Origin of the sequence: Enterococcus sp. AZ103 (assembly GCF_051714685.1) — a bacterium.
GTDB lineage: Bacteria > Bacillota > Bacilli > Lactobacillales > Enterococcaceae > Enterococcus_A > Enterococcus_A alishanensis.
Genome location: NZ_JBIOSI010000002.1, coordinates 478,203 through 490,462, shown reverse-complemented (window position 1 = coordinate 490,462; position 12,260 = coordinate 478,203). Strand labels below are relative to the sequence as shown.

Here is a 12,260-nt window from a genome sequence, read left to right as displayed (position 1 = left end):
GATGGGTGGACAAGGCATTTTACTTAGAAAAGTTACTTTAGATAAAACCTTATACCAACTGAACTATTTTTTAAAAGGCGCGTTGGTAATCTTGATTTTATACATGGTTAACGGACTCGTGATTGAAAAAAATCTGCAAGCACGAGATTTACAAATACTGGCAGGATTGTATCTGATTTTATTTTTAGGTTTTTATTTCCTGAAAAAGAAAAAAGAAAAACTACAAGAAAATGAAGTAATGCAAGATTTACGTAGTTATTTTGGGATAGAAAAAATTTCTGAAGTGGCTAAGTTAGACAAACGTTTAATCGATGAAATCAAGAACAATCGCCAGTTTATTACTTATAACGGGCAGATTGTCGGCACCGATCATTACTTACTATTAGATTTTAGCGATGGGCAGTTTATGTTATTTCCGATCCAACAAATTCAAAGTCTGCACTTAGATAAAGTTGGTATGAATTTCTGTGTCAAATTAAAAACGGCAATAAAAACCGAAGAAATCTTTTTTAAAAAGAAAAAAGATGCTTTAGAGTTTATCGACTTTTATCACAATAAATATTAATGGAGGCAAGAAAATGGTTGTAAATCGCATGATTTTAAATGAAACAGGTTATTTTGGGAAAGGCGCAATCACCGAAGTGGCCAACGAAGCCAAAAAACGCGGCTTCAAAAAAGCTTTAGTAGTGACGGATAAGGATCTGCTGAAATTTGAAGTGGCGACAAAAGTGATAACTATTTTACAAGAAGCTGATTTGGCTTATGAAATTTTTGATGGGATTGTACCAAATCCGACGATTGAAGATGTGCAAGCGGGCGTTGCAACTTGTAAAGCGGCGAAGGCAGATTATATTGTGGCGATTGGCGGCGGCTCACCGATTGATACCGCAAAAGCAATTGGAATTATCATTGAAAATCCTGAATTTTCCAACGTGATTAGTTTAGAAGGCACCGCAGCGACAAAAAAACAAAGTCTGCCGATTTTAGCAGTGCCGACAACTTCTGGTACAGCAGCAGAAGTAACGATTAATTATGTGATTACTGATGCAAAAAATCATCGCAAATTTGTCTGCGTCGATCCTCACGATATTCCGGTGGTGGCTTTTGTCGACAGCGATATGATGATGGGCATGCCAAAGAGTTTATGCGCAGCAACGGGAATGGATGCTTTGACCCACGCGATTGAAGGTTTCGTAACTAAGGGTGCTTGGGAAATGAGCGACATGTTGCATATTAAAGCGATTGAAATAATTGCGAATTCATTACGTCAATCTTTTGCGGGAGATCAATCTGCTAGAGAAGCGATGGCATTGGGACAATATATTGCTGGCATGGGCTTTTCGAATGTTGGTTTAGGTTTGGTTCACGGCATGGCCCATCCATTAAGTGCCTGGTACAATATTCCCCACGGTGTGGCATGCGCAACTTTATTGCCGCTAATTATGGATTACAATAAAGGTTTTACTGGCGAGAAATACCGCGAAATCGCTGAGAAATTTAATATCCCAAGGGCGGATCAATTACCGCTATCAGAAGTGCGAGAAAAAGCTGTCTCTGCTGTGAAGCAACTAGGCATTGATGTAGGCATTCCGCAAAACTTGACGGAATTAGGTGTGAAGAAAGAAGATATTCCACAAATTGCTAAAGATGCGTTAAAAGATGTTACCACACCAGGGAACCCACGAGAAACAACGGTGGAAGAAATTATCGCGTTGTATAATGACATGTTGTAGCAGTTGTTAAAAAAAGCCGGAAACTTAATTGTTTTCGGTTTTTTTGGTGTTTAAGATGTAAAGTCCAATATACCATCCACTTAAAATCGTAAAAAGGTTATATCCATTTGACGAGTAATTTTTCAAATTGAATCATCGATAGCTGTAAATGCAAATATTATTTATCGTTAAAATATAGTAAGCTGTTTGTAGTTATTCATAGTTGATCCTTCTTAATAGTGTTCTTACCAAACTTCTTTTATATAAATTTCAACGATGAGCTATCTTTATGTGTAAATTCAAGGTATTGCATTTTCTTATTAAAAGCACCATCATAACTCTATGAGTCTTATCTTAATAACGAGATCTTTTGTGGAGAATTTCACATAAAACTGTTATAATATGACAGTGGAAAGGGGTGCACAGAGATGGAATCAGTGCAACAATTAATTGTATGTGGCGGATGTAATGCCAAAATTGGACCGGGGAATTTAGGTGATCTTTTAGCCGATTTACCTAAGTCAAAAAATGAGAACTTATTAGTGGGCTTTGATTCGACGGATGATGCTGCTGTTATTAAACTAACAGATGATTTGGCGATTATTCAGACGGTTGATTTTTTCCCAACGATGGTGACTGACCCTTACTTATTTGGAAAAATTGCGGCAGCCAATGCCCTAAGTGATGTCTATGCGATGGGCGGAACGGTGTTATCGGCTTTAAATATCGTAGCATTTCCAGAAGAAAAAGATTTACATATATTAAAAGAAATTTTACGGGGCGGGGCAGAAAAAGTTGAAGAAGCTGGCGCAATTTTAGCCGGTGGTCATTCAATTCATGACCATTCAGTCAAATATGGTTTATCTGTGACAGGCACTGTTGATCCCAATAAAATTTATCAAAATAACACTTGTCAAGCTGGTGACCATTTAATTTTAACTAAACCATTAGGCGTTAGTATTTTAACTGTCGGCTATTCAGCAGGTGAAGTATCAGAAGCAGCTTTTAATCAAGCGACTAAATCAATGGAAACTTTGAATAAATATGCGATGGATATTATTCGCGATTATCCAATCACGAGTTGTACCGACGTGACAGGTTTTGGTTTAGCTGGACATCTACATGAGATGGTGGGAGAAAAATTCTCCGCTGAAATTTATTCGAAAAAGCTACCGTATTTTGAGGAAGCTTATACTGCCGCCAAAGAATTTATTTTAACAGCTGGCGGTCAACGCAATCGTAATTATATGGAGAGCAAGATGGATTTCACGATTAAAGATTTTGGAATTGAAGAATTGTTATATGATCCACAGACTTCAGGTGGTTTATTGGTTTCAGTACCTGAAGCTGATGCAGAAAAATTAGTTTCAGAGCTACAATCAGCTGGTATTCCAGCAGAAGATTTCGGCGTGGTGATTCCAAGAGAAGAAAAAGATATTATCGTTTATTAAGGAGAGAATAGGTTATGTTTAAAGTTAATGCATTAGGAATGGCTTGCCCATTACCGGTTATTGAAACAAAAAAAGCTTTACGTGAACATGAAGCCGTAGAAACGTTAGTCGATAATGAAATTGCTACACAGAACTTGCATAAGATGGCGGATCAATTAGGTTATGTCTATCAAATGAACCAAGATAGTCCACAACATTATACAGTCGTAATTTCAAAAGCGAACGGCGAAGAAACCGATATTCCTGATCCAGAAGTGACTGAAGAAGTTGTGGTTGCACCAAAGTCTGACGATTATATTGTGGTGATTGACACTAACACGATCGGTCAAGGCTCAGAAGAATTAGGTAAAAACTTATTAAAAATGTTTATTTATTCATTAACCGAGCAGGATGTTTTACCTAGTAAAATTATTTTCTACAATGGTGGTGTGCAGTCTGTGATTGAAGGCTCTGACTCAGTAGAAGATTTGATAAAATTACAAGATAATGGTGTAGAAATTTATGCTTGCGGTGCTTGTTTGAACTTCTTTGAAATTACCGATCAAGTGGCTGTCGGTGAAGTTACTAATATGTTCCGCATTATCGAAATGATGCGGGTATCTGACCGGATTGTGAAACCATAAAAATTATTTTAAGGAGTATTTGGCGATGGAGAAATTTGGCGTCGCCCTCTTTTACTCAACCCATGAAGCGATGAAAGCTGAAAAAATTGCCAAAGAAGCCCAACTACAGGCGCGAATCATTCCCACTCCGGAAAAGATTTACGCCAGTTGCGGCTTTTCTTTAAAGTATCCCTTGGAAAATCATCAGCTGTTAGACGCGTTATTAAAACAGGCTGAAGTAAAATCAGAAGGCTATTATATTGGGGAGCAAGAGGGCTTGAAAGCAACATATCAAAAAAGAGAGGAAGATTAGCTTGGCAAATATTGTTATTGGAACGGCCGGACACATCGACCACGGGAAAACCACGCTGATTAAGGCCTTGACGGGGATTGAAACCGATACCACGAAGGAAGAGAAAAAGCGCGGCATGTCGATTAATTTGGGCTTTGCATATTTAGATTTAAAAAACGGGATGCGGGTAGGAATTGTCGACGTTCCTGGTCATGAAAAGTTCATCAAAAACATGGTAGCTGGGCTTCCGGGAATTAATCTAGTGTTATTGGTGATTGATGCCCAAGAAGGTATCATGCCTCAGACTAAGGAACATATTGATATTTTAACCTTGTTAGGAATTCGAGATTTTCTGATTGTGTTGACTAAAGTTGATACCGTTGATCCTGACTTAAAAGAACTAGTAGTTGACGACATTCGGGACCAATTAAAAGAAACACCATTAGCTGATGCAGAAATTATCGAAACTGACGCTGTGACCGGCACAGGTATTCCTGAATTACTGGAAAGAATTCAGACACATGCGGAAAATATCAGTGAAACTACCCAAAATGGACAAGCTCGTATCAATGTCGATCGGGTATTTAGTGTCAAAGGATTTGGGACGGTTATTACTGGCACGTTATTGGATGGTCCAATTAAGGTTGGTACCGAATTGCATCTATATCCAGAAGGAAAAAAAGTTCGGGTACGAAATATCCAAGTCCACGAAACTGATGTAGAAGAAGCTTTTCCTGGTCAACGAACGGCTTTGAATTTAGCTAATTTGAGTAAGGATGAGATTCAACGGGGGGATGTTTTGTCAATTTCTGACAAATTACATGATACTTGGATGTTGGATGTTAAAATAAAATGTTTGCCAGAAGTAGAAAATGGGATTGGCTTATGGGATCGAGTGCGGTTATTAATCGGCACGCGAGAAGTCATGGCTCGAACGGTTCCTTTAGGTGCAGAATGGATTGCTCCTGGGACAGAAGGTTTTTTACAGTTGCGCTTAGAAGAACAAGTGGCTGTCAAAGAACGAGATCATTTTATTTTGCGGGCCTATTCACCAATGGAGACGATTGCTGGTGGTGAAGTGTTAGATGCTGCACCAAGCAAGCATCGCCGCTTTAAAGTAGAAGTCTTAGAAAGTTTGAAGGCTAAAGAAGAAGGCAGTACTGAAGAAATTATTGCTGACTTTATGACCAATAAAAAACAACCATTTACAACTGCAAAAGAATTGGCCGATTATCTAGGCACTGCTCAAAACGAGTTGACCGAAATTTTGGCAGAGATGGTCACGGAAAATCAGTTGATTCAAACCAAAGTCGGTTATTTAACGTCAGTAAGCTATGCCAAATTAGAAGAACAAGCAATAGCTATTATTGATGAGTACCATAAGAAATTCCGTTTACGCCAAGGGATTCCAACTGAAGAGTTCCGCTCACGTTTACGAAAAAATTTATCGGATAAAGAGATTACTGCTTTGCTGCAATTATTAACCGAAAACCAATTAATCAAGTCAGCCAATGATAAGCTTGCTTTAGCTGAGTTCACTGTCACATTTAATAAATATCAAGAAGCTGCCCAAGCCAAGATTGAAAAAATGTTAGCTGATAGTGGTTATACGCCAGTTAAAAAAGAAGACTTAGAAGTGTTGGATAAAAATGCACCGGAAGTTTTAGAGGCAATGAATGGCGATAGGGTTATCTTTTTAACTCATGAATTTGTTATTCTGAAAAAAGTTTATCAAGAGGCCATAGACTTAATTAAAAAATATATTGCTGAACACCAGCAAATGACGCTGGGAGATTTCCGTGACATGACCCAATCTAGCCGTAAAGCCTCCATGTTAATTTTAGAATATTTGGATAAAGAAAATGTGACGAAACGTGTTGAAAACTACCGTGTTTTAGGAGAAAAGGGGAAATAAAATGGGCTATTATTTCGATAATGCTGCGACGACCTTGCAAAAACCACCAGTTGTGGCAAAAAAAGTAGCGGAAATTTTGTCAGCTGATGCTTATGGAAATCCATCTCGTGGCGCCCACGGTTATTCTTTGAACGCTTATCAAGTAGTGGATGAAGCACGGGAAAATCTAAAAAAACTTTTTCACGCTAATCAAAATTACGAAGTAGCTTTTACCAACAACGCCACTGTGGCTTTAAATGAAGTGTTAAAAGGCTTACTGCAAGCTGGTGATCACGTAATTACAACTAGCTGGGAACACAATTCTGTTTTGCGCCCGCTATATCAACTGGAAACAAGTGGGATAACGCTAGATTTTGTCAGCAGCTCATCTGTAACTGGCGAATTAAATTTAGCGGAGTTCGTTGAAAAAATAACTACAAAAACCAAAGCAATTGTCATCAACCATGCGTCAAATGTAACGGGAAATTTAGTTGATTTGGCTGCAATCAAAAAAATCTGTCGGGAGCATGATTTATATTTAGTGGTGGATGCTTCGCAAACAGCAGGTGTAGTGCCAATTGATTTATCGGATGAGGGCATTGATGCGTTATGTTTTACTGGTCATAAAAGTTTATATGGTCCGCAGGGAACGGGTGGTGTTTGTTTGAAAAAAGATTTACCATTAGAGCCGGTTTTAACTGGTGGCGATGGGATGCAAAGTTTTTCTAAGACACAGCCCAAGCGCTTGCCGACGTTATTAGAAGCCGGCACTGTAAATGTACCTGGGATTGCTGGTTTAGGGGCTAGTGTCGCTTGGCTGCTAGAAAATCCCTATCAATCCAATGATTTGGGAGAATTATTTGTCACTGAACTACAAAAAATGCCAGAGGTTACTTTATATGGTGATTTTACCAAACCACGGGTAGATGTTTTTTCATTAAATATCAAAGATGCGGAATCGGCAATCGTGAGTGATTTATTGTGGTCGGAATTTGAAATTGCTACACGACCAGGTTATCATTGTGCACCCTTGATGCATGAAGCGATAGGCACAGCCGATCGCGGCACCGTTCGTTTTTCGTTTTCACGTTTTACCACTAAGGCTGAAGTCGTTTTAGCGATTGAAGCTTTGAAAGATTTAGCGCAACGTTAGAAAGGACAGGCAAGTATGGCAAACCAAATACAGAAAATTTTAGCGCAATTACCGAGTGTTGATTTGTTATTAAAACAGATTCCAACCGAAGAATTAACTCATTCGAAAGTTAAAGAAAAATTACAGAAAATTTTGGAGGAAATTCGGCAGGCAGTTTTAGCTGGTGACATGACTGAAGCGCCTAGTGAACAAGAAATTATCGCTTTGACTTTAGATGAATTAGATAAACATCAATATTCCTTCAAGCGGGTAATCAACGCTACCGGTACGATATTACACACCAATCTAGGGCGTTCCAATCTATCTGAGCGAGTGCGACAACAATTAAATGAAGTCAGTTTCAATTATTCAAATTTGGAATTTGATTTATCAAACGGGCAACGAGGCTCCCGTTATAGTCACTTAGTTTCGGTGATTCAAAAATTAACAGGTGCTGAAGATGTGATTGTCGTGAACAATAATGCGGCTGCGGTTTTACTAGCGCTAAATACACTGGCTGATCAAAAAGAAGTCTTAGTTTCTCGTGGAGAATTAGTCGAAATCGGTGGTGCTTTTCGGATTCCTGAGGTAGTGACGGCGGCAGGCGGTGAAATTGTTGAAGTCGGTACCACCAATCGCACCCACATTAAAGATTTTCGTGAAGGTGTCAATGAAAACACAGGTGCCTTATTAAAAGTTCACACTAGTAACTATCGGATTATCGGTTTTACAGCGAAGGCGGATTTGGCAGAGTTAGCTGAATTAGCTAAAGAACAGGGGCTTCCTTTGATTGATGATTTGGGCTCAGGTTTATTGATTGATATGCGTCAATTTGGGTTGCCATATGAACCATCCATTCGTGAAGTCCTAAAATTGGGTGCCGACATCGTAACCTTCAGTGGTGATAAATTATTGGGTGGACCACAAGCTGGTATTATTGTTGGTAAGAAAAAATATATTGAACAAATGAAGAAAAATCAATTGTTGCGGGCAATTCGAATTGATAAGATGACCTTGGCAGCTTTGGAAGCAACTTTAAGTCTTTATTTGGATGAAAAGGAAGCAATTCGGGAGATTCCAACACTCAGAATGATTGCCCAAAAACCAGAAGAAATCGCTGAAAAAGCACAGGCTTTAAAAGAGAAATTAGTTGATATTTCTGACCAACTACAAGCGGAAGTCTTACCAGACGATAGTAAAATCGGCGGTGGTTCTTACCCTGAGCACCTGCTACCAACATTTGCGGTAACACTAAAAAGTCAGACGGATACTGCCGATGAATTACAAACCAAACTACGTGAGCAAAAAGTACCGATTATTTCGCGAGTGAAAAATGAAAGGAATTATTTGGATTTAAGAACGATTGAAATAGCTGATTTTGATGTAATAGCGGCAGAAATTGCAGAAATGTTTGCATAAAAATAAGAAGTGAGTTTAATTTGAAGTAAGTCAGGAATGAGATCTGATTATTTGCTTCATTTTAAAGCTCGCTTTTTTGTTATTTTAGCCATAAATAAAGGATAAAAATAATTTTTTTGTCAAAAAAATATTTATACAACCTGAATTATTTGTGATAAGATGAACGTGTAATTTTAAACAGGAGGCGAGAAAAAAATGTCGAAGCTTTTAATCAAGAATGCCAAGACGATGGTGACTTGTGATGATCAAGACCGCGTGTTGGAAAATGTCAATCTCTTAATTGAAAACGGTGTCATTACGTATATCGGACCGGATCATCAAACCGCCGATGAAGAAATTGATGCCAGCCATCACTTGGTTTATCCCGGTCTAGTCAATACCCATCATCATTTGTATCAAACATTTACCCGGAATTTACCTGATGTGCAAAACATGGAATTGTTTGATTGGTTGGTTTATTTGTATGAGTTGTGGAAAAATTTAGATGACGAAGTGATTTATTATTCTACCATGACGGGTTTGGGAGAATTATTGAAGACTGGTTGCACCACGGCTTTCGATCATCATTATGTTTTTCCGCAAGGTAGCGAAAGTGGTATCATGGAAGCCCAGTTTGCTAGTGCTGATCAGCTGGGGATGCGATTACACGCGGCGCGAGGCAGTATGGATTTGAGCAAAAAAGATGGAGGCTTGCCACCAGATTCTGTCGTGCAGGATATTGACACGATTTTGAAAGATTCAGAACGTCTCGTCAAAAAATTCCACGATCCTGCTGAGTTTTCAATGCATCAAGTGGTTTTGGCTCCGTGCTCACCTTTTAGTGTTACCACTGATTTAATGAAAGAAACGGCAAAATTAGCGCGTCATTTAGGGGTGCGGTTGCACACTCATTTAGCGGAAACAATGGATGAAGAAGTCTATGTAAAAGAACATTATAATATGCGTCCGTTAGAATTTATGGAGACTTTAGGTTGGACCGGTAGCGATGTCTGGTATGCCCACGGAATTTTCTTTAATGATGATGAATTGAAATTTTTGGCAAAAACTCAGACAGGGGTAGCTCACTGTCCATGTTCTAATATGAAATTGTCTTCAGGTATTTGTAAAGTGCCGCGGATGTTAGAATTAGGCGTGCCGGTGGGACTAGGTGTTGATGGTTCTGCCAGCAATGATGGCTCGAATTTATTGGAAGATTTGCGGGTGAGTTATCTACTGCATCGCTTAAATTCTTCTACTAAAGCGCCGACTGGTTATGATATTTTGAAGATGGCTACACGAGGTAGTGCAACTTTACTGGGTCGAAAAGATATTGGCTCATTAGAAGTTGGTAAAGCCGGTGACTTATTTATGATTGACACTAGAAACTTGGCTTTAGTCGGTACCTTGCAAGATCCGAAATCTCTACTAGGAACAGTTGGTTGGAAAAATTCAGTAGCCAATACCGTTGTTGCCGGTAAAGTAGTGGTGCGTGATGGGCAGTTAGTTAACGTTGATGAAAGAGAAATGGCTGAAAAAGCTAATGCAGTTGATTATCAGTTTTTAGCTCGTAAATAAATGTGGTAAACTGCTGTCAAAGCTATTTTTGATAGCAGTTTTTTTGAGGAGTTGAAAGAATGAATCAATTATATTTAAAGCTTTATGAACACCGACAGATCGAGACGGAACGACTTATTTTACGCCCTTTGGTAATAACTGATGCCGATGACATGTTGGAATATGCCGGCGATGAAGAAAATACCCGTTTTGTATTTCCCACCCATCAAAATTTAAATCGTACCAAACATGATTTAGCCCGTTTTTACCTTGCCGAGCCACTTGGGAAATATGCAATGGTTTTAAAGAAAAATCGTAAAATGATCGGTACCTTGGATTATCATGATCTAAATGAGGATATGATGACTGGTGAATTAGGTTATATTCTCAATAAAAAATATTGGGGGCAAGGACTAGCGACTGAAGCATGTCGTCAGTTGCTTGTGACGGGCTTTGAAGAAATCGGTTTTAATCGCTTAATTGCCAAACACCAACTGGAGAATACAGCGTCTGGTAGAGTGTTAACCAAAAGTGGGCTAGAAAAAATCGCCACCATGCCTTATAGCGATAAAGATCCCAAAGAAACCGGAAAAATGATTACGTGGGTAATTTATCAATTAACCAAAGAACAATATAGAGGGAAGAAAAGTCCATGAGAATGGGCTTTTTTTGTCGTTCTTTTTTTATTTCTATCTTTAGAGACTTAGTAACTTTAGTAGGAAGTTGTGAGGCTTTTTCTAGAGGAAATTATTTTAAACCAAAACAATACTGAAAATTTACAAAACTTTTTCATTAAATTTACGTAGGTTCTTTATACTGATTTTGGCTAGAGAAATAGTCAAGATTGTAAATTAGGAGGGAATCAATGTTTAAGAAAAGAATGATTTTGGGTGCCGTTTCAGCCTTGAGTATTTTGGGACTGGCAGCTTGTGGTAGTGGCAATGCTGATACGACCAAAAAATCCAATGAGCCCGTAACAATTGAGTATTGGCATGTCAATGCAGATACCCAAGGGGGAAAAACGGTTAATGAATTGGTGGAAGATTACAATCAGTCACAGGACAAAGTAAAGGTTGTTGCCAAATATAATCCTGATATGTACAAAGGATTAATGCAAAATTTACAAGCTTCGGTTGCATCTAATGAAGTACCTGATGTGGTGCAAGTTGGCTGGGCATTTAAAGATTATTTTGCCGAGAATTTTGAATACACTGACCCACAATCATTAGTTGAAGAGGTTGATCCTGATAATGCTGATTTTTTTAAAGATCACTTCTTAGATAATATTATGGCGCTGTCGGAAAAGGATGGCAAACAAGTTGGGATTCCTTATTCGATTAGTAATCCGGTATTGTATTTAAATCAAGATATGTTAAAAGCAGCTGGTTTAGACGAAAATGGTCCCAAAACTTGGGAAGAAGTTCAGAGTTTTTCACAAGCAATTAAAGAACAAACCGGCAATTACGGTGTATATATCCAAGAACCCGCTGATAATTGGGCTCAGCAAGCCATTTTAGAAAGTAATGGCGCTAACGTTATCAAAAATGGAAAAGCAGCGTTTGCTTCTAATGATGGTATTGCGGCTTATGAATTGTATCAAGGTATGGTGGAAGATGAAACTGCTCTTCATACGACTTGGGAACAAGGTGTGCAAAGTTTTATAGATGGCAGTGTGGGGATGGTTTACACGACAATTGCTCAAAGAAACAATATTCAAAGCAACAGTCCTTTTGTAGCAACCGCGGTCGAGTCCCCTAGTTGGCAAGGAAAAGAAGTGAAGTTGCCAGCTGGTGGCGCAATGTTGGCAGTGACTTCTCAAACAGATGAGAAAAAAGCAGCCACTTGGGACTTTTTACAGTATCTTTACAGCGTTGAATCAATGGCGAGATGGACAGAAGGTACAGGCTACTTACCACCAAGAAAAGATGTGGCTGATGCAGAAGATGGTTTAAAAACTTTTCTGGCTGAAAATCAAATGATGACACCGGCGATTGATCAAATGGATAAGATGGTCAGCTGGAGTTCTTTCCCTGGAGATGCTGGCTTAGAAGCCGAACAAAAGTTGTTAGATATGCGAGATAAGATTTTAGCTGGTGACGATGTGAGCGACACTATGAAAGCAACTCAAAAAGAAATCAATCAGTTACTCAAATAAGAATAATAAGCAGTCAAGTTAGTAGGAAAAACAGGAATTTTTCATCTGCTAACTGACTGCTTTACATAAG

The 12,260-nt window shown here is 38.7% G+C and carries 11 protein-coding genes; all 11 read left to right on the top strand.

From position 1 onward, the window contains the following. Position 1 precedes the first annotated feature (1 nt). The 11 genes from ID741_RS17035 (at position 2) to ID741_RS16985 (ending at position 12,190) form a co-directional block, all read left to right on the top strand. On the top strand, positions 2-565 hold the full coding sequence (locus tag ID741_RS17035) for a hypothetical protein (RefSeq protein ID WP_218325535.1): 564 nt from the start codon (positions 2-4) through the stop codon (positions 563-565). A gap of 13 nt (positions 566-578) precedes the next feature. Continuing rightward, positions 579-1,733, top strand: coding sequence for a lactaldehyde reductase (fucO, locus tag ID741_RS17030; RefSeq protein WP_438720916.1), 1,155 nt, complete (start codon positions 579-581; stop codon positions 1,731-1,733). A 407-nt stretch (positions 1,734-2,140) separates the two neighbouring features. Then, the gene (selD, locus tag ID741_RS17025; RefSeq protein ID WP_438720915.1) at positions 2,141-3,163 is read left to right on the top strand and encodes a selenide, water dikinase SelD; all 1,023 of its coding nucleotides are present in this window, start codon (positions 2,141-2,143) and stop codon (positions 3,161-3,163) included. A gap of 14 nt (positions 3,164-3,177) precedes the next feature. Beyond that, positions 3,178-3,786, top strand: a complete 609-nt coding sequence (yedF, locus tag ID741_RS17020) for a sulfurtransferase-like selenium metabolism protein YedF (RefSeq protein WP_218325538.1) — start codon at positions 3,178-3,180, stop codon at positions 3,784-3,786. Positions 3,787-3,811: 25 nt separating this feature from the next. After that, positions 3,812-4,078, top strand: a complete 267-nt coding sequence (locus ID741_RS17015; protein WP_438720914.1) for a DUF3343 domain-containing protein — start codon at positions 3,812-3,814, stop codon at positions 4,076-4,078. Between the two features lies 1 nt (position 4,079). Beyond that, entirely contained in the window at positions 4,080-5,972 is a 1,893-nt protein-coding gene (selB, locus tag ID741_RS17010; RefSeq protein WP_438720913.1) for a selenocysteine-specific translation elongation factor, read from the top strand. 1 nt (position 5,973) lies between these two features. Further along, the gene (locus ID741_RS17005) at positions 5,974-7,104 is read left to right on the top strand and encodes an aminotransferase class V-fold PLP-dependent enzyme (RefSeq protein ID WP_438720912.1); all 1,131 of its coding nucleotides are present in this window, start codon (positions 5,974-5,976) and stop codon (positions 7,102-7,104) included. A gap of 15 nt (positions 7,105-7,119) precedes the next feature. Then, positions 7,120-8,502, top strand: a complete 1,383-nt coding sequence (gene selA / locus ID741_RS17000; protein ID WP_438720911.1) for an L-seryl-tRNA(Sec) selenium transferase — start codon at positions 7,120-7,122, stop codon at positions 8,500-8,502. 195 nt (positions 8,503-8,697) lie between these two features. Then, on the top strand, positions 8,698-10,056 hold the full coding sequence (locus tag ID741_RS16995; protein ID WP_438720910.1) for an 8-oxoguanine deaminase: 1,359 nt from the start codon (positions 8,698-8,700) through the stop codon (positions 10,054-10,056). Positions 10,057-10,115: 59 nt separating this feature from the next. Beyond that, positions 10,116-10,691 carry a GNAT family N-acetyltransferase gene (locus ID741_RS16990; RefSeq protein WP_438720909.1) on the top strand — a complete coding sequence of 192 codons (576 nt, stop codon included), beginning with the start codon at positions 10,116-10,118 and terminating at the stop codon, positions 10,689-10,691. A 209-nt stretch (positions 10,692-10,900) separates the two neighbouring features. Further along, a complete protein-coding gene (locus ID741_RS16985; protein ID WP_438720908.1) occupies positions 10,901-12,190 on the top strand; it encodes an ABC transporter substrate-binding protein in 1,290 nt (429 codons plus the stop codon). Positions 12,191-12,260 lie beyond the last annotated feature (70 nt).